The 18,368-nt window shown below is 45.3% G+C and carries 19 protein-coding genes; 10 read left to right on the top strand and 9 right to left on the bottom strand.

The features are described 5' to 3' along the window. Positions 1-168 precede the first annotated feature (168 nt). Positions 169-777 carry a riboflavin synthase gene (locus tag Q1A18_RS08575; RefSeq protein ID WP_299578535.1) on the top strand — a complete coding sequence of 203 codons (609 nt, stop codon included), beginning with the start codon at positions 169-171 and terminating at the stop codon, positions 775-777. A gap of 93 nt (positions 778-870) precedes the next feature. On the opposite strand, the gene Q1A18_RS08570 is transcribed toward Q1A18_RS08575, so the two are convergent. Next, complete coding sequence (locus Q1A18_RS08570) at positions 871-1,971, bottom strand: universal stress protein (RefSeq protein WP_299578534.1); 1,101 nt, start codon at positions 1,969-1,971, stop codon at positions 871-873. 264 nt (positions 1,972-2,235) lie between these two features. Here Q1A18_RS08570 and Q1A18_RS08565 point away from each other — a divergent pair, with 264 nt between their 5' ends. The 5 genes from Q1A18_RS08565 (at position 2,236) to Q1A18_RS08545 (ending at position 6,521) form a co-directional block, all read left to right on the top strand. Beyond that, on the top strand, positions 2,236-2,964 hold the full coding sequence (locus Q1A18_RS08565; protein ID WP_299578533.1) for an SDR family NAD(P)-dependent oxidoreductase: 729 nt from the start codon (positions 2,236-2,238) through the stop codon (positions 2,962-2,964). A gap of 4 nt (positions 2,965-2,968) precedes the next feature. Next, positions 2,969-3,322 (top strand): dihydroneopterin aldolase, encoded by a 354-nt coding sequence (locus Q1A18_RS08560; protein ID WP_299578532.1) that lies wholly within the window; start codon positions 2,969-2,971, stop codon positions 3,320-3,322. Beyond that, positions 3,319-3,708 carry a 2-amino-4-hydroxy-6-hydroxymethyldihydropteridine diphosphokinase gene (folK, locus tag Q1A18_RS08555; RefSeq protein ID WP_299578531.1) on the top strand — a complete coding sequence of 130 codons (390 nt, stop codon included), beginning with the start codon at positions 3,319-3,321 and terminating at the stop codon, positions 3,706-3,708. Before Q1A18_RS08560 ends, folK begins: the two co-directional genes overlap by 4 nt. Positions 3,709-3,729: 21 nt before the next feature. Then, on the top strand, positions 3,730-4,965 hold the full coding sequence (locus Q1A18_RS08550; RefSeq protein WP_299578530.1) for an alpha/beta fold hydrolase: 1,236 nt from the start codon (positions 3,730-3,732) through the stop codon (positions 4,963-4,965). 179 nt (positions 4,966-5,144) lie between these two features. Next, positions 5,145-6,521 (top strand): tryptophanase, encoded by a 1,377-nt coding sequence (locus tag Q1A18_RS08545; RefSeq protein WP_299578529.1) that lies wholly within the window; start codon positions 5,145-5,147, stop codon positions 6,519-6,521. Between the two features lie 80 nt (positions 6,522-6,601). On the opposite strand, the gene Q1A18_RS08540 is transcribed toward Q1A18_RS08545, so the two are convergent. Continuing rightward, positions 6,602-7,252: an NAD(P)-binding domain-containing protein gene (locus Q1A18_RS08540; RefSeq protein WP_299578528.1), complete on the bottom strand. Its 651-nt coding sequence runs from the start codon at positions 7,250-7,252 to the stop codon at positions 6,602-6,604. 115 nt (positions 7,253-7,367) lie between these two features. On the opposite strand from Q1A18_RS08540, the gene Q1A18_RS08535 reads away from it, so the two are divergent. Then, positions 7,368-8,270, top strand: coding sequence for an LD-carboxypeptidase (locus Q1A18_RS08535; RefSeq protein ID WP_299578527.1), 903 nt, complete (start codon positions 7,368-7,370; stop codon positions 8,268-8,270). A 143-nt stretch (positions 8,271-8,413) separates the two neighbouring features. On the opposite strand, the gene Q1A18_RS08530 is transcribed toward Q1A18_RS08535, so the two are convergent. The 3 genes from Q1A18_RS08530 to Q1A18_RS08520 are packed head-to-tail and all read right to left on the bottom strand — an operon-like array spanning position 8,414 to position 13,987. Next, complete coding sequence (locus Q1A18_RS08530; protein ID WP_299578526.1) at positions 8,414-11,521, bottom strand: CusA/CzcA family heavy metal efflux RND transporter; 3,108 nt, start codon at positions 11,519-11,521, stop codon at positions 8,414-8,416. A gap of 16 nt (positions 11,522-11,537) precedes the next feature. Then, entirely contained in the window at positions 11,538-12,740 is a 1,203-nt protein-coding gene (locus tag Q1A18_RS08525) for an efflux RND transporter periplasmic adaptor subunit (RefSeq protein WP_299578525.1), read from the bottom strand. A gap of 11 nt (positions 12,741-12,751) precedes the next feature. Then, the gene (locus tag Q1A18_RS08520) at positions 12,752-13,987 is read right to left on the bottom strand and encodes a TolC family protein (protein ID WP_299578524.1); all 1,236 of its coding nucleotides are present in this window, start codon (positions 13,985-13,987) and stop codon (positions 12,752-12,754) included. A 129-nt stretch (positions 13,988-14,116) separates the two neighbouring features. On the opposite strand from Q1A18_RS08520, the gene Q1A18_RS08515 reads away from it, so the two are divergent. Genes Q1A18_RS08515 through Q1A18_RS08505 form a run of 3 tightly spaced genes read left to right on the top strand, consistent with a single transcriptional unit; the run spans position 14,117 to position 15,094 of the window. Beyond that, entirely contained in the window at positions 14,117-14,479 is a 363-nt protein-coding gene (locus Q1A18_RS08515; protein WP_299578523.1) for a YraN family protein, read from the top strand. A 45-nt stretch (positions 14,480-14,524) separates the two neighbouring features. Then, the gene (locus Q1A18_RS08510) at positions 14,525-14,878 is read left to right on the top strand and encodes an MmcQ/YjbR family DNA-binding protein (protein WP_299578522.1); all 354 of its coding nucleotides are present in this window, start codon (positions 14,525-14,527) and stop codon (positions 14,876-14,878) included. Between the two features lie 9 nt (positions 14,879-14,887). Next, complete coding sequence (locus tag Q1A18_RS08505) at positions 14,888-15,094, top strand: RNA-binding S4 domain-containing protein (protein WP_299578521.1); 207 nt, start codon at positions 14,888-14,890, stop codon at positions 15,092-15,094. A 344-nt stretch (positions 15,095-15,438) separates the two neighbouring features. Here Q1A18_RS08505 and Q1A18_RS08500 read toward each other — a convergent pair whose 3' ends face one another. The 4 genes from Q1A18_RS08500 to Q1A18_RS08485 all read right to left on the bottom strand — a co-directional run bounded on the left by Q1A18_RS08500 (position 15,439) and on the right by Q1A18_RS08485 (position 18,256). Further along, on the bottom strand, positions 15,439-16,323 hold the full coding sequence (locus Q1A18_RS08500) for a DUF3078 domain-containing protein (RefSeq protein ID WP_299578520.1): 885 nt from the start codon (positions 16,321-16,323) through the stop codon (positions 15,439-15,441). Positions 16,324-16,356: 33 nt separating this feature from the next. Further along, positions 16,357-17,169, bottom strand: a complete 813-nt coding sequence (locus tag Q1A18_RS08495) for a mechanosensitive ion channel domain-containing protein (RefSeq protein WP_299578519.1) — start codon at positions 17,167-17,169, stop codon at positions 16,357-16,359. A 126-nt stretch (positions 17,170-17,295) separates the two neighbouring features. Beyond that, complete coding sequence (locus Q1A18_RS08490) at positions 17,296-17,532, bottom strand: acyl carrier protein (RefSeq protein ID WP_299578518.1); 237 nt, start codon at positions 17,530-17,532, stop codon at positions 17,296-17,298. A 175-nt stretch (positions 17,533-17,707) separates the two neighbouring features. Next, entirely contained in the window at positions 17,708-18,256 is a 549-nt protein-coding gene (locus Q1A18_RS08485; RefSeq protein WP_299578517.1) for a GNAT family protein, read from the bottom strand. Positions 18,257-18,368: the final 112 nt, after the last annotated feature.

Raw genomic sequence — 18,368 nt, 5'->3', positions numbered from 1 at the left:
TGCAGGCCGATTTCAGCAATTGGTCACACCAATAAGAAGCGGTATTCGCAAGCCAAGTGGTTCTCCCGGTTGCATTCTGCAGGCAGTCAATCTCCGTCAAAGTCAGGCTTTCCATTTCTGGAATTCCATCGAATTCGGTAACTTCGCAGGATAAAAAATTGAAGTACTATGTTTTCAGGAATCGTTGAAGAATACGGCGTAGTTAAAGCCATTGAAAAAGAGCAGGAAAATTATCATTTTACACTGACCTGTTCATTTGTTGACGAATTGAAAGTCGATCAAAGTGTATCGCACAACGGTGTTTGTCTGACTGTTGTGAAAGTGGACAATGAGGCGAAAACCTACACGGTAACAGCCATCAAGGAAACCCTGTTAAAAACCAATCTGGGCTATTGGGAAGTCGGATCAAAAGTTAACCTGGAACGTAGCATGATGATGAACGGACGACTGGACGGACACATTGTTCAGGGGCACGTTGACCAGACTGCAACCTGCACCAAGGTGGAAGAAGCCGATGGCAGCTGGTATTTCACATTCGAATACGAATTCGACAAGCAAAAAGCACAGCAAGGTTACATGACGGTGGAAAAAGGGTCGGTAACAGTGAATGGCGTAAGTCTTACGGTAGTCAATTCGAAAGACAACTCCTTCCAGGTGGCAATCATTCCCTACACCTACGCAGAAACCAATTTTCACACCTTCAATCCCGGCACTGTTATCAACCTGGAATTCGATATTATTGGCAAGTACCTGGCTAAATTGGCCAGTTTCAACTAGCCAACATCAGGCCTTAAAAAAAAAACAGGAAGTTATGTTGAAGCGAACTTCACGATAACTTCCTGTTTTCTTTCCTTTAAAACCAGAAAATCACTAGGCATGAAATACCAGCAAGGGGGTTTTCAGGTGAAACACCATTTTTCGGGCAATACTCGGGTTAAAAATCCGTGTAATCATGTTTCGTTTATGAGTCGTTAAGGACAAAATATCAATGCCCTTTTCCTGAATGTATTTTTCCAGGTCAACCAACACGTCATTGCCAGTCATAATCTGACAGGTCAGCGAATCATCCGGATACTTTTTCTTCAACACTTTCCGCATACTTTTCATCCGGGCTTCGCTCAGCTCCTTGTATTCCTCATTGCCAATGTGCAGGCAGGTTACTTCGGTGTTAAAGGGTTTTAGCAGCCCCAGCAACTTATCAATGGCATGGAAGTCCTTATCATCAAAATTGGTGGCATAAACCACTTTTTTAACCGACGATAAATTCAACAAAGGCGCCTTTTCGGGAATTACCAAAACAGGAACCTTCGCCTTGTAAATCACCCCTGCCGTTGTACTTCCCATCACGGCATCCAGCTCATTCGAGGGTCCCTTAATACCCATAACAATCATCCGTGGCGGATGAAGTTCCGTGTAAGCCAGGATGTCTTCTTCCGGATAGCCCATCTTGATAATTTGTTCCATTTTTAATGCATCCCAGACTTCCTGCCCAACCTGTTCCAGCAGCTTTTTCTGAAACCGCGCAAACTCCTCGTGCACATATTCTTCCCGCTCCTTCAGGTGATCGTAAAGACCGGCATCGAAAGCCATTACATCGGAATACGGAATGGTAAAATAATCAGGCTGAGGAATGACATGGTAAAACACCACCCCTGAGTTCAGTTTTCGGGCAATTTCAAAAGCCATTGCCGCCGCCTTTAAAGAGTAGCTGGAAAAATCAACAGGAATGAGGATAAAATCTTCCGGCTTTTTATAGTCTTCATCAATCTTACCCAACACTTTATCCAAAACCGGATACGCCTTACTCGCATCTTTGGCATTAATACGCACTTTTACCCCGGAAGCCACCGCCCCCTGAATCAAATTCACATTCTCCAGAGAACATTCAATTCCTTTGGCTTCGAGCATCGACCGCAAAACCTCTGCGGTAGCGTAAGGCAACATGGCAATAGTGATAATTTTTTCTTCCATAATAAATCTCTTTTATGAACATTAGCCCTGTTTTATTTTTCGGAATTTGCGACGTTTTAGTTTCAAAAATTTATCAGAATCTTACGAAAGCTATTCTTAAACATCAAGTAGAGGGAGGTGCCGGAATCTGGAATGGGCTACAAACAAATTCCGTGTTCTCCTGTTGTCTTTATTGACATAAAACAATACCTTTAATCAGTTAATTCTGCGGTTTAATAGAATTGAGATTCAAGTTTTACCTGCCGCAAATTAAACGTCAAACGGATGAGAAAAACAGCACTGATCACAGGAGCATCAAAACGTATTGGCAAGGCCTTGGCCCAGCATCTGGCATCCCGCGGCTGGAATATCGCGCTTCATTACAATACTTCGGCTGACGCTGCCCAAAAGCTTCAACAGGAATTAAACCAACAGTTTAGCGAAGCTTGCTTCCGTATTTTCAAGGCCGACCTATCCAATGAAGAAGAAGTTCAACAGCTCATTCCTGCCGTGCTCGCTGAATTTTCAACGCTTGATTTATTAATCAACAATGCTTCTGTTTTTGAACCTTCGAGCATCAAGTCCACATCGATGGATTTGTTTCATCGTCAGCTGGCGGTCAATTTCCAAGCTCCTTTTATCCTGAGCCGCGATTTGGCAAACAAGGGTCAGCAAGCTTTGATCATCAACTTTGTTGACACCCGAATAACAAGTAACAAATCCAATTTTGCGGCCTACTCCCTGTCCAAAAAAGCCCTTTGGGAACTGACCAAGATGACAGCACTGGAATTTGCGCCACACATCCGCGTCAACGCGATTGCACCGGGCGTAAGCTTAGCTCCGGAAGACAAGGATGAGGATTACTTGTGGAAGCTGGCTCAAGCCATCCCCATGCAAAAGCCCGGCGGACTGGCTCCTATTTTGCAAAGCCTCGACTTTATTATAGAAAACAAGCATTTAACCGGCCAACTGCTTTTTGCTGATGGCGGTGAGAACCTGGGAAAAAACGAATAAAACTATGGCACGAATACGCGTAAAAGACCTCTTAATACGAACCTATATTGGGTTTAACCCCGAAGAACTGGTCAACAAGCAAGATGTAGTAATCAACCTCGAAATTGAGGTGGACATTCCGGCAGAAGCGCTGGAGTCGGACGAGCCGGATGGCATTTACGACTACAAGCTGATTACCAAGCGAATCATTGCTTTTGTGCAGGAAGGACGTTTCAAGCTGCTGGAAGCCTTGACCAAAAATCTGCTGCAATTAATTATGGAAGACGAACGTGTTCGCCACGCCAAAGTAGAAGTAGATAAACCTCATGCCCTGCGGTTTGCCGAATCGGTCTCTTTTGAAATGGAAGCCCAGCGATGAACACCTGCATAATTGGCATCGGATCGAATATTGACGCGGAAAGAAACATTGCAGAAGCCCTGCAGCTGATCGGGAAATCCTGTACCATTTTACAAACATCGACCATGCTAAAAACCAAGCCCATTGGCTACACCGCACAGAGTGATTTTACAAATGGAGCCGTTAAAATTGAAACCAACTTGTCGCAAGAGGAGTTAAACCTATACCTGAAGGACGTTGAAGATCAACTTGGACGCGATCGGACTCAACACAAATACGGTCCCCGAACCATTGATTTGGATCTTATGGTGTGGAACGGCCAGCTCATTGACCAGGATTATTACACGCGTGACTTCCTGCGCCAATCGGCTGCTGAACTGGGATTTCATGCATCAAACAAAGAATAAACTTAAATTAAACGATCAACGATGAATCAAAAATATTACCGTTTCCTATTCGTCCTTTTTCTGGCACTTCTCCTTATTTCCTGTGGAAAAAACGACGATCCTACACCTACTGAAACTTCCTTTGTCTTCCTCGAATCAGAAAAACAGCTTGGCACCATTACCCAAAATTCAGCCCAGCTTCTGTTTAATTTGCTGGCCGCACAGTTCGATGATGACGGCACCATGGACAATGAAGTCAGCTCGGGCGCGCAAGTGTACAAGGTAACTTACAACACCACTTTCGAGGACGATCCGCTGCTAGTTTCCGGCTTAATTTCCGTTCCGGACAAGCCGGGCAACTACCCGGTAATTAGTTTCCAAAACGGCACGAATGTGGAATACAGCAAAGCCCCGACGGTGGATCAGTCCAACGAGCTTTTTCTGGTTCTCAAAAATTTTGCTGCGCTGGGGTTTATTGTGGTTATCCCCGACTACCCCGGCTTTGGTGAGTCCACCCAGGTTTTTCACCCCTACCTTGAAAAAGACAACACCTTGCCCAGCTTGGTTGACTTGCTAAAGGCAACCCGCGAATTTGTCAGTCAGGAGCATATTTCGGCCTCACTTAACGAAGATTTATACCTGATGGGCTACTCGCAAGGCGGATGGTCAACCATGCAGCTGAAACACGAAATTGAGCAAAACGGCCTGGAAGATTACCAGCTGAAAGCCACTACTTGTGGTGCCGGCCCGTATAATTTAAACCTGTTGAATGAACTGATTGTGGAACAAGACAGCTACCCCATGCCCTATTTTTTGGCTTACCTCATGAAAGCCTACCACGTTCATAACAAATACCCCAATCCGCTGAATGAGATCTTTGCTGATCAATATGCGGCCAAAATTCCGGAACTTTTCAACGGAGTTACCCCCGGAAATGCAATCAATGACGAGCTTACCACCCAGGTTGAAGACTTGTTTCAAGCCGGTTTTCGCACAGGCTATGCCACCAACACCCAATACCAGCCGATCCAAACGGCCCTGGCGCAAAACAGCGTACAACCGTGGAAAACAACAAGCCCTACCCGACTTTTCCATGGCGAAGCCGACACCTACGTGCCTCTTCAACTTTCGGTTCAGATGCATGAGGGATTTAAAGCTTTAAATGTGAGTGACGATCTGATTAAGCTGGTTAAACTTCCCGGAGCCGATCATCAATCTGCCATTTTACCTTTTGGCGTTGCTTCCATCAATTGGTTTATCGACCTCAAAAACAAATAAGCAAAACTGACATTTTTAATACTTTTTGACGGGTCAAAATCCTATTTTTGCTTGTATGTCAACACCTGATGTACAAGCAAAAACAGACCAATTCAAAAACATCAAAAACCGTGATGCTTTTCATTTCCAGTTCATTTAACTGATTTTAATGTAATCTTTAACTTCAAATGAATTGAGAAATGGATTTACCTTTTGCTGAAAACTATAAAATAAAAATGGTAGAGCCCATCTACCGAAGCACCCGTGAAGAACGGGAACAATGGATTCATCAGGCACATTACAATTTATTCAACCTAAAAAGTGACCAGGTTTTTATTGACCTGCTGACCGACAGTGGCACCGGCGCCATGAGCGACCGTCAATGGGGTGCCTTGATGACCGGAGACGAAAGTTACGCCGGATCATCATCCTACTTTCACCTCAAAGAAAAAGTCAAAACAATCTTTGGATTCGACTACTTTTTACCTGTCCACCAGGGAAGAGCGGCCGAAAATGTGCTGTTTTCGGTTCTGGTGAAAGAAGGCCAGCTGGTGCCGGGAAACTCCCACTTTGATACGACCAAAGGACACATTGAATTTCGAAAGGCCAAAGCCATAGACTGCACCATTGATGAAGCTTTTGACACCAACGGAACCCATCCTTTCAAAGGCAATATTTCAATTGACAAACTGACTCACGTGTTGGAAGAACATCCACGCGAGCAGATTCCCATGATCATTGTTACCCTGACGTGCAACAGCTCAGGCGGGCAACCCGTGTCCATGGAAAACCTCCGCCAAATCCGTGAGCTTGCTGATCAATACCAGGTTCCGGTGATTTTCGACTCTGCCCGTTTTGCTGAAAATGCCTGGTTTATTCAGAACCGGGAGGCGGGTTACCAAAACAAAAGCATTCGCGAGATTGTAAGCGAAATGTATCAATATGCCGATGGGATGACCATGAGCAGTAAAAAGGATGGGATTGTAAATATCGGCGGTATTTTGGCGATGCGCCGCAAAGATTGGCACCAGCAAGCTACGGTTTACAACATCATGTACGAAGGTTTTATCACCTACGGAGGGATGGCCGGACGCGACATGAATGCACTGGCCATCGGGCTGGAAGAAGTCACCAACGGAGATTACCTCGAAAACCGCATTCGCCAGGTTCATTACCTGGGTAACCAACTGATTAAAATGGGCATTCCGGTTCAGAAACCACTGGGCGGGCACGCTGTTTTTGTGGATGCCAAGCGCTTCCTGCAACAGGTTCCGAAGGAAGAGTACATTGCACAAACCCTTGCGGTTGAGCTGTATTTGGAAGCCGGAGTGAGAGGTGTGGAAGTGGGCACTTTGCTGGCCGACCGTGATCCGGTAACCAAAGAAAACCGATATCCAAAGCTGGAATTCTTGCGACTGGCCATTCCGCGTCGGACGTATACCAACAACCATATGGATGTTGTAGCAGCCGGATTGAAAAACATTTTGGATCGACGGGACCAAATCACCAAAGGCTTCCGGATTGCGGAAGAAGCCCCCATTATGCGCCATTTTACGGTAAAACTGGAACGAAGCTAAGAACACTTTGATAACTGCCTTTTCCAAAGCAAAAACCACTAAAACAAATAGCCTGGTTGGGAGGAAAGTCCTGATCAGGCTTATTTTTTCAGAAGTTTAAACGCGTGTCTCCATTCATTGTGCTGAAAACCCGGAATACACCAAAGCATACAAAGTGGTTCAATCGCTCGGGCAGCCTCAGCTTTTCCCATATCAGCAATCTCCCAGCCAAAAAGGTCAAGCACTTCTTTTACCTGATTTTTAGAGTCTTCATTGTTTCCACAAATGAACATGGTCGGTTTGCCACCCTCAAACTCCGGGTTCACCATGAACTCATTCCCCACACAACTGAATGCTTTGACAAAGTGAATCCGTGAGTACTTCTCCTGCAGGTGCTCCATCAGCGAAAAATTCATCTTGGTGAAGAAATGCAAAACGCCATGAACCGGCTGATCATCACTAATCGGATTGCAGGTATCAATCACTGTTTTTCCATGCAAAGTAGCCGCTCCGGCCAGGTCGAGCACAAACTCCACCGCACTGCCTTTAACGGCCAAAACAACCAGGTCGCCAAAGTGAGCTGCATCTGAAAAGGAACCAACGGAGGCTTTTTCTCCGGCTTGTTTTAACCAATGGGCTAGCCGAAGTCTGTCGCGCGTTCCCACTTTTACCTCATAACCATATTTTAAAAAGCCGTCAGCCAATGTCCGGCCCACGCTTCCTGATCCTAAAATACCGACTTGTTTTCTCATGGCACTTCACCTAAACAATTAATACTGATTACGTTATTACTGATACGCTATATTTCTGAATTTGGTTTTCACCATTACAGGAAGATTTGTACCTTCAAATGAAATTTAGAACCCCATGTTGAGACCCGAATATTTGCAGCCGGGAGACCGGATCCGAATTGTAGCCCCTGCAGGAAAAGTAGTGAAAGAAAAAATACTGGACGGCGTGAATTTACTCCGCCAGCAAGGTTTTGAGGTAATCCCGGGCGATCATGTTTTTGATGCTCATTTTCAGTTTGCCGCAACCGACCAAAACCGCCTGAATGACTTGCAGCAAGCCTTGGACGACCCGCATTGCAAAGCGATCATCTGTGCCCGCGGAGGCTATGGCACCATACGCCTGATTGACCAGATCGACCTGTCTGCTTTTCGCAAGCACCCGAAATGGCTGGTAGGCTTTAGTGACATTACCACCCTGCACGCCCGGCTTCAACAGGAAGGCTTTTGCAGCATACACGGGGCCATGCCCGCCTTTTATCTAAAAGATAATCAGCCGACTGAGAGCTTTAACGAACTGATGAAAACCCTGACAGGTACACTTCCGGCGACAACCGTTGCCAGCCATCCTTTTAACCGGACTGGGCAAACCTCCGGAACACTTATTGGCGGCAACCTGTCCATTCTTTACAGTCTGCTGGGCACTCCGCTCGAACCTCAAACCGAGGGCCGCATTTTATTTATTGAAGACTTGTCGGAATACCTCTATCACCTTGACCGGATGATGCACAGCCTTAAGCTGGCAGGAAAACTAAGCAAGCTGAACGGCCTAATCGTAGGCGGTTTCACCGAAATGAAAGACAATGATTCCCCCTTTGGGCAAACAGCCGGGGAGATCATTCGCGATGTGCTGAAAGACGAGCATTTCCCTGTATGTTTTGATTTTCCGGCCGGTCATATTGAACGCAATTTACCTCTTGTTTTTGGCGCCAACTACCAGTTAAGTGTTGACACAGAAAAGGCCGTACTGACCACCACATAAAAAAGAGGCTGTCCAAAAGGTCGCTTTAGCATGTAAAACCGTCATTGCGAGTGAAACAAAGCAATCTTATGAATAAGAGATTGCTTCAGTCGTTCCTCCTTCGCAATGACGAAGAATTATACTTTTTAGACACCTTCTTTGATCTAGGTCGTCAATGGGTTCGCTTCAGGTTTGTCCTCCGGCTTGTTTCGTCGTTTTTCCACCCACAAATAAATCGTTGGAAGCACCAGCAGGGTCAGCAAGGTGGAGGTGATTAAACCGCCGATAACCACCGTTGCCAAGGGCCGCTGAACTTCTGATCCCGGCCCCGAGTTAAAGGCCATGGGAATAAAGCCCAAACTGGCCACCAGAGCAGTCATTAAAACCGGTCGCAAGCGGTCTACCGCCCCGGTAATGACCGTTTCCTTAAGCGATTTTTTAGTCTCCTTACGCACTTCATTGATGTGATCAAGCAGCACAATGCCATTGAGCACCGCCACGCCAAACAGCGCAACAAATCCAATACTTGCTGAAACCGACAGATACAGGCCTCTCACCCACAAAAGAAAAACTCCACCAGACAAGGCAAATGGCAGGTTCAGCAAGATGATCATGGCATAACGCATGTTGCCAAAATTAAGGTACAACAAACCAATAATGATAAACAAAGAAAGCGGCACAACCAGCAAGAGGTGGTTCATGGCCCGGCGCTGATTTTCAAAGGTTCCACCGTATTCGATAAAATAGCCCGGCGAAACAACAGCCTTTTCACGAATGGCTTCCTGCAACTGGCCTACGTAACTTCCGATGTCCATGTTTTTTATATTAACACCCACAATCAGACGACGCCAGCCATTCTCACGCTGAATCTCGCGTGGTCCTTCCTGTGCAATGATCTGACTGACCCGTTTCAACGGTATCGACTGACCATTGGCCAGATAAACAGGAATTTCCTGAATCTGCTGCAATTGCTGACGGATGTCTTCCGGGTAACGAACCAGAATATCAAAGCGCCGCTGGCCTTCATATACTTGACCGGCCACTTGTCCGCCAATCCCGGCCTCAATAACTTGCTGCACTTCATCAACATTCAAACCAAATGAAGCCACGGCTTCGCGGTCAATAGCAATGGTTAAGTAAGGTTGTCCAATGGCCTGCTCCACAAAAAAGTTATCTGTGCCATCCAGGCCAGCCACCACCTGCGAAATCGACTCACCAATACGATTCAGCTCTTCCAGGTCTTCACCATAAATCTTCACGGCCAGGTCCGATTTCACCCCACTGGTCAGCTCATCCACCCGCATGGCTATGGGTTGAGTAAAGTTGTAAGCCAGCCCGGGTTCTGTTTTCAGGTAAGGCTCAATTTCAGCAATAATGTCCTGTTTGGTAATTCCACTGCGCCACTCATCAGGGCTTTTCAACACCACCCAAACATCGGTTTGATGAACGCCCATCCAATCGTTGGCTAAATCGGAACGTCCGGTTTTGGGAACCACCGTTTGAATTTCCGGAATATTTTTCATGAGCTGACCACCCAGCCAGTTGGCATTTTCAATGGACTCTTCGAGCGTAACGGAAGGCATTCGCACTTGTTCCACCAAAATAGAACCTTCTTCGAGCTCAGGTAAAAACTCACTTCCCAGTCGTACCATCACCACCATGGAAAGGCCAAAAACTGCAAGCGCCACGCTTAGTACCAAAAAGCGCTTTTGAATGTTGCGCTCTAAGAACCGCTGATAAATAGGTTGTAACCAGTTAATCAGCCAGTTTTTTCGGGGCTTGACACCTCGTTTGAAAATCAAGGCTGAAACCGAGGGAATAAACACCAGTGCCAACAGCAACGATCCCAACACTGCGGCAGCCACCGTTATGGCCATCGGCCGGTATAAAATACCTTCCATTCCTCTGAAGGTCATGATGGGTACATACACCATCAGAATAATAAGTACGCCAAAAAATATGGGGCGAACCACTTGTCGGGCCGCCTTGATAATCACCTCATCGGTGTCTTTTCCGCCCTGCTTTTCGCGCAGCCTTTTGATGATATTTTCCACCATCACCACAGAGCCATCCACCACCATCCCAAAGTCAATTGCTCCCAAGCTCATGAGGTTGGCAGCGAGCCCAAATTCGCGCATGCCGATGAAAGCGAACAACATGGAAAGCGGAATAACCATGGCTACGATGATAGCCCCGGAGAACTCACCCAACAACAGCAACAAAACCACAATAACCAAAAATCCTCCTTCAACCAGGTTGGTGGTGATGGTTCCGGTGGTTCGTTCAATCAAATCGGATTGATCGTAAAACTTCTCAATCGTCACACCCTCGGGCAGGTTTTCATTGACGGATGCAATTTTTTCTTCAATTTCAGCAATCACCTCCCGGCCATTTCCTCCGCGCAGCATCATCACAATACCGGTAACCACTTCGCCTTTCCCATCGCGCGTAACACCGCCTTGCCTAATCTGTGTTCCCAGCTCCACATCGGCCAAATCCTTGATAAAAACGGGTTTATTGTCGAGCTTGGTGACGACGATGTTGAGAATGTCCTCCTTCCGGTTAATCTGACCAAAACCACGAATAATGTATTGCTCCCGGTTATGCTCCAAAAAGTTACCTCCCGACACGCTGTTGTTTTGCTCAATGGCCGTGATGATTTCCTGAATGCCGACCCCGTAATTGCGCATTTTGCCCGGCTGAATGACTACATTGTACTGCTTGACAAAACCTCCAAATGAGTTGATCTCGGTAACTCCTTTAACGATTTTCAGTTGCGGGGCAATCAGCCAGTCCTGAATCTCCCGGAGCTCAGTCAGGGAATAATTCTCGCCCTTCACTTCATACTGATAGATTTCGCCCAGGGCCGTCGAAATTGGTCCCAACTGGGGAGTTGAAACATCAGGTGGCAGCTCATCGTTAATGGACTGCAAACGCTGACTAACCATTTGGCGCGCGAAATAAATATCGGTGTTCTCCTCAAATTCGACCGTCACTGCCGACAAGCCAAACTGAGAAATGGAGCGCACCTCTTTTACATCGGGTAAGCCGTTCATGGCTGTTTCGATGGGATAACTCACCAGCTTTTCCACATCGTAAGGCGAATACCGACCCGCCTTGGTAATCACCAATACCTGAACGGGAGTAACATCAGGCAGGGAGTTGATGGGCAGTCTCAGTAAAGAGAACACCCCGGCAGCCCCCATCAAAACAACTAAAGATAGTGCTACGAATTTTTGTCTGACTGAAAACTCTATAATTTGATTGAGCATAATCGTGGTGGTTAAATTATTCTTCCGCTATCATTTCAAAGCGTGAAAGGGCCTTCAAACTAAAAACCTGCGAAATGGCCACTTCCTCCTCCTCCTGCATGCCTTCATTCACAATGGCAAACTGATCCTGAATCTCCGTAATCTCAATCCCTCGCTTTTCGTAGGTGCTCTCATCCTTTTTGACAAAGACAACAGCCTGATTGCCATCGTAAGTCACCGCTTTTAATGGAACCGCAAACACTTCGCCCAGAGAGCGGGTTGCAATTTCCATACGCACGGTTTCCCCGGGCTTGGGCCAACCGTCCTCCGGATGAACTTCGACATTAACCACTACCGATCGGTTTTCTTCGTCCAGCCCCGGATTTACCGAGCTCACCACTGCAGCGATTCCCAATTGGTCATTGTCGCGTCGGCCAATCCGGACAGAGTCCCCCATTTGGATAGAACGAGCATCTTCCGGGCTCAGGTAACCTTTTATGAGCACTTTGTCGGTATCGATGATGCGACCGAGCTTTTCCAGTGCATTCACCGATTGCCCCAACTCCACCATTCGCTGATCAAACTTGCCGCCAATGGGAGCATGAATTTTCAAACTCGGATCGATGTTTTCTGCGCTTTTCAAGGCTTCAATTTCATGGTCGGGTACACCTATAGCTTTCAGCTTGGCAAAAGCGGCAATAGAGGCCGCAGAAGCCCGCTGGTAATCCGACATGGCCCGATCCAGTTCAGCCTTCGAACTAATGGTTTGCTCAACCAGTTGTTTCAGCCGTTCCAAACGGGTGGTTTGAAAACGCTCCTCAGCCAGTCCCTGTAAATATTCGGCCACGAGGTTACCAAACACCAGGCTTTCAATTTTAAACAGCTCCTGCCCTTTCCGAACCGGATCACCATCCCGAATCATGACTGCGCTCACCCGTCCGTCGAGCGGGGTACTGATGATGCTAACATAGCCCGATGCCGGAAAAACCACCCCGGGAACCTGTAAGCGATAATTCTGAATGTTGCTGCTTACCCTGGCAGTTTCAATCTGCAATTCATCTTTCTCTTTGTCCGACAGCTGGATAATTAACTTCCCTTCCGGCATTCCGGAAACTGATGGCGGTGATTCCTCAATCTGAACCGGGACTTCCTTGCTGGCCTTATCGTTGGAACACCCAACCCCAAGGGTCAGAAGAAGCAAAAGCATGTTTAAAGGATAAAAATGTTTCTTTAGTGTCATGATGTGTGTGTTTAATAGACTAGTTCCTGATCCAGAAATTTCTCCAACTGCGCCAGCTGAAGGTAGTAATCGCGTAAAGACAAGAGGTAGCGCTTTTGATTGAGCAGATAGGTTTGCTGCGCATTAAGCAGATTCAACAAATCAATTTCACCAAGCTGATAGGCTTTTAAACTCAATTGCTGCAGTTTTTGCGACTTCCCACTCATGGTTTCATTGTAGCGATCAATAATCTGTTTGCTGCTTTCATAGCTATGCCAGGCATGTTCAATTTGTTGTTTCATATCCAGTTCAATGGCCTTTTGCTGCCACTCCACTTCGGTTTGCCGCGCTTCAGCCATGCGTATTTTGCCTTTCTGCTCAAAAGGAAGCCAGATGGGAATACTTAAGCCCACTTCAAAACCATTGAAGTTGAAGCCATCGCCGTAATTCTGCTTGTAAAGATTGAACCGGATGTCGGGAAGAATATTACTTTTAGCCTCTTTTAGCTTGTTTTCAGAAGCCTGATAGTCATACAAGGCAGCCAAATAGCTTGGTTGCTCCTGCAAAACCGCCAGGGCCTGAATCTGGCTGATATCGACCACCCGGCTGTTCAAGGTGTCCGAAAAATGAATGTCATAGCTGATTTCAGCAATTTCAAGCCCAATCAGGTAGAACAAACTGTAACGAGCCTGGTGCAACAACCGATTGGATTCGCTCACCACATTCTGAGCTTCCGAAACCTGCAGCTCGGCATTTAACAGCTCCATCCCATTGCCCATACCAGTTTCAAAACGGGCATAGGCCGCTTTATACAGCTCTTCGGCCAGCTTGCTTTGTTGCTTGCCCAACGCCTGCAGGTGCAGAGCATAAAGAACTTCAATGTAGCGGGATTTCACCTGCGATTTGATCTCATTCTCCAAGGCCTTAATTCGAAAGCTTAAGGCTTTGGCTTCCTGTTTAACCGCTTTTAACCGATAGATGGTCGTCAGCGGAAAATCGACGGATTGCGAAATGGTCCATCGCCTTTCTTCAAAAGGTTTGGCCGCGCGGGAGTTCATTCCCTCTTCAAAATAGCTGATTTCAGGGGCCTCAATGCCTGTCAGGGTTCGCCATTCATTTTCCTTTTGGCTGAGCAACGCTTTGGCCTGATTGAGGTCGGGATTATTCAGTAAGGCTGAATCAACCGCTTGCTGAATCGACAAAACAGGGTTTTGCCCATGGGCAACAGCAGCACAAAAAACGAGTAAAATCGGGAGCAGTTTAAGCATAGTACGGCAGTTGAAATGAGAACAAATGTTTATTTTAAAAGACAATCCAGAGAGTAAATTGTTTGCCAACTAATTTACCAATTTTGCCAATCAAAACCATTCCCTTAACTTGCTTAAAATCTTTGGGTCATGAGTCGTCAAAAAGAAATCGGGAATAAGGGTGAAGAACTGGCGCAAGAACACCTGCGCACCTTGGGCTACCAAATACTGGAAACCAATTGGCGGCATCATTACTACGAGATTGATATTATCGCTCTCGACCGGGATGAGCTGGTGATTGTAGAAGTGAAAACCCGAAGCACTGACAGCTACGAACACCCCGCTGAAGCCATAAGCAACCAGAAAATCCGGTTTCTGGTCAATGCGGCCGAAGCCTATATTCTGGAAAAAGACAGCAACCGAGACACCCGGTTCGATGTCATTTCAATCATTTTCTACGGACAAAACTTTGAGCTGGAGCATTTTAAGGATGCCTTTTATCCAACCGCCTGAAATTGATCATTTAATCCTATTTTTGGCCCTTACAAAAGCAAGGTGATGAACATTGAAGAACTAAGAGATTACTGCCTTTCGAAACCAGGCGCAACAGAAGATTTCCCCTTTGACGAAACCACACTGGTTTTTAAAGTCATGGGTAAACTGTTTGCATTGACAGACCTGGAAGGAGATTTAAGCGTGAACCTGAAATGTACACCCGAAAAAGCCATTGAGCTTCGCGAACAACACAGCTGTGTTTTGCCGGGTTATCACATGAATAAGAAACACTGGAACACCGTTTTGGTGGATGGCACCGTCTCCGACCAACAAATCCGGGAATGGATCGACCACTCTTATGGGCTGGTTGTTGAAAAACTAAGCAAAAAACAGCAAAACGAATTATCAAAACTTTAAAAGCAAAGCATGATCGAATTTGAATTAAAAACAGACTATATTGAACTGATTAAACTCCTGAAGCTGATGCGGCTAGTAGAGTCAGGGGGCATGGCCAAACTGGTTGTTGAAGACGGACTGGTGAGCTTAAATGGCGAAGTTGAATACCGCAAACGGGCTAAAATACGGACTGGTGATCAAATTGAGTTTGAAGGACAGACGATTCTTGTTAAATGAACCGTATTACAATTACCCTCCATAAAGCAACTCTCTCGTCCATCCGCTAAGCCATGCTTAGCTCAATTCTCTGTAAAACCTATTCCAAAAGAAAGCCGGCGAGAATTCGCCGGCTTGAAATGCTTGTGTGCTTAAGAGAACAATTAAAGAGAGTAAGAAGAAAAGGTTTACGATTTTCCTCTCTTGAATCAATTCAAAATTACTTCAAGTACCACCATATTCCAAGTTTTTTCACCTAGATTATATGAACTGGCACTTTTGGGCCCGAAACAGGCCCTGTGGACTCATGAGTGAAATTATTTTGTAAAGCAGAAATTCTAAAAACACCTTCAAAAACCCTCTTTTTAGAATTTTACACTCAGTCCAACACCAAATAATTGCTTAAACTGGATCCGTGGGCCTGTTGAATCAATCACTCCATCATCATTGTTATCGACGGCAATGTTGACATCATCGTCATAAATCATGTTGGTGATTAAATTAGCCGAGAGGTAATCATTAATTTTCATATTCACCAAAACATCCCAATGAATGTCAATATTCTGCGGTGTATCCAGATAGTTGGAAAATAAGTCCAGCTTCGATTCCAGGCTAACGTTCTTTACCACCGTTGTTTTAAACTGGGTCTTAATAAAAGCACCAAGCTCCGATCGGCTTTTCTTGCCCGCATCAAGACCATAATTTTCAGCCAGTTCCTCATCCGACACGACCGTCATTTTACCGGTCAGTGGCGACACCAACAACGAGAACTTATCATTCGGCTTATAGTCGGCCCCCAAGGCCAATGTAAGGTATCCCGGCGCCATAAACGAAGAGATGACTTTTTCCGTATCCGGATATTTATAGCCATCGGTCATTTGTGTGCGAAAGTTAAACAAGGCCGAGTAGAAGATCTTGCTTTCAGGTGAGGGTTTCAAGCCGAACTTTGAGCTGAAATCAATTTTATCATCTGTTTTTACTGGCTTATCATCTTCTTCTTTTAAAAGCCCGTAACCTAAATCCAAGGCATTTTCCCAACTCAAATTATCCTTTCTATAATTGGCAAAAACATTGAAAAGTGCTGTTCCCGACGCCGAACTCTTACCTCCGGCTGCCCAGTTGGTGAGCGAAACCTGCGAAAAATTGATTGAAATGGTTCCGCCCTTGGTCCACACTTTTGTGGTATCGTTTGCCGATTGTGAGAACCCGATGAAAGGAATTAACAGCAAAATGCTTAGTAAATATTTCATTGAAAAAAATAGTTTCATAACCAGAGTAAGTCTTTATTTTTGAACATGTACATCCAGTTGGGGAAACGGAATGTTCAGTCCTGATTTTGGGAACTCTTTATACACCTTCTCCGTCAAATCAAACTTGATGCTCCAGTAGTCGGCAGCTTCAGCCCATACCCGAACAGTAATATTGACCGAACTGTCAGCCAACTCACTTAAAACAATAAACGGAGCAGGATCTTTCAGTATTCGCGTGTCCGCTTCAACCAAGCGTGTAATTAAGGCCTTCGCCTGATCGTAATCATCGCCATAGGCAATACCAAAAACAAAATCAACCCGGCGACGCGCCTCTGTTGAATAGTTTTTTACTGACCCCGTAGATAAGCCTCCATTAGGAATAACAATGGTAATGTTATCCGGCGTTTTCAGAACGGTATTGAAAATCTGAATCTCGCGAACAGTTCCGGCATACCCTTGGGCCTCAATATAATCGCCCACCTTAAAGGGTTTGATAATAAGAATAATAACTCCACCTGCAAAGTTTTGCAAAGTACCAGACAAAGCCATGCCAACTGCCAAACCGGCCGCACCGAGAATCGCAATAAACGAAGTCATCTCGACGCCCATCATTCCGATAACCGAAACGATCAATAAAACCTTCAGGATAATACTGAACATACTTTTCAGAAAGCCTCGAAGGGAAATGTCGACTTCCCTTTTGTCCATTAAGCGGGAGAAAGCATTCGAAATAATATTAATCACCCATAAACCAATCAGGAGGGTAACCACTGCTGCAATCAGCTTAACACCATAAAGAACAGCCATTTCAGTTAACCATTCTGTACCTTGCTGTAAAAATTCCATAATCTGATGAATTTAAAGTTTCCTAAATAACATTCAATTTACAACTCTTGCTTAAGATAAATTCAAAAAAAAACAAAAAAGACGACCTGGGGCCGTCTTCTGTAGATTGCTAACTAACATTTAGCATTATGCCATTGTTTCCATCATATTCAAAGTATCTTTCACTTGACGCATGCGGGAAACTTCTTCATCCTGTACATTGATTTTGAAACATTCTTCCAGATAAAAAAGGAATAACGCCCAATCGACGTGATCAAAATTTAGGTCTTCATCAAAGGCTGCGTCCAGTTCGATCTCCTTTCTAGGCACACCTGTTTTTCTTAAAACCCGGTATAAGGTTCTTCTAATTGTCTTGTTTTCCATCATGTTTAATTTTAATCTATGCCCAACTATTCATTGGCTCAAGGACATAAATTCATTGCAAATATAAAATAGTCGAACAAACCACTAAACGATTCAAAGATTAAAATAGTTTTGGGAAATCGAAAAAATTAGAAGGAAAATTTATGTGAATAAGTTTAAAAGTAACATTGGTAGCTTACAATCCATTAGCCCATTCTTTCCGAAGCAAGCTATACACTTCCAGATCAATGTACCTGCTCTGATGCTTTTCACCGTCCCGTTCAATGCCTTCCATTTGGAAACCAAGCCGTTTCGGAACCGCTGAACTCTTGTGATTCCCCACCCCACAACGAATCACGATCCGGTTCATCTTTAAATGCGAAAAAGCGAACTCAATTAAAGCCTTGGTTGACAATACAATGATTCCTTTTCCGGTCATCGATTCAATCAACCAGTAGCCAATTTCAGTTTTCCGGTTCACCCGGTCACTATCTTTAAAACCAATTAAACCAGCAAACCGATCATTATACCAAATCACAAATACCTCGTCGCGGTCTTTGGCAGCAACAGATGTAACCGACTGAATAAAGGATTCAGTATCTTCCTGAGTCTCGGTGTCCTGCACAAAAGGAAGCCAGGGTGATAAAAACCTGCGGTTTTGATCAATCGCCTGAAACATTTGAAATGCATGCGAAAATTTCAGTGGTTCCAAGGCAATTTTGGAGTTTACAATCAGCTTTTCCATGAGGCCGTCAAGATACTTATTTTTAAGAGACGTCCTGATTTTCGCAATTACAATCTTCGTTTCGTGACACTCCCAAGTTTAATTATATTTGTGCAAACGCTAAAGCAACAGC

This window comes from uncultured Sunxiuqinia sp., from assembly GCF_947495665.1.
Classification (GTDB): domain Bacteria; phylum Bacteroidota; class Bacteroidia; order Bacteroidales; family Prolixibacteraceae; genus Sunxiuqinia; species Sunxiuqinia rutila.
The sequence above is the reverse complement of the archived record's forward strand: the minus strand, read 5'-3'. Positions and strand labels throughout refer to the sequence as shown.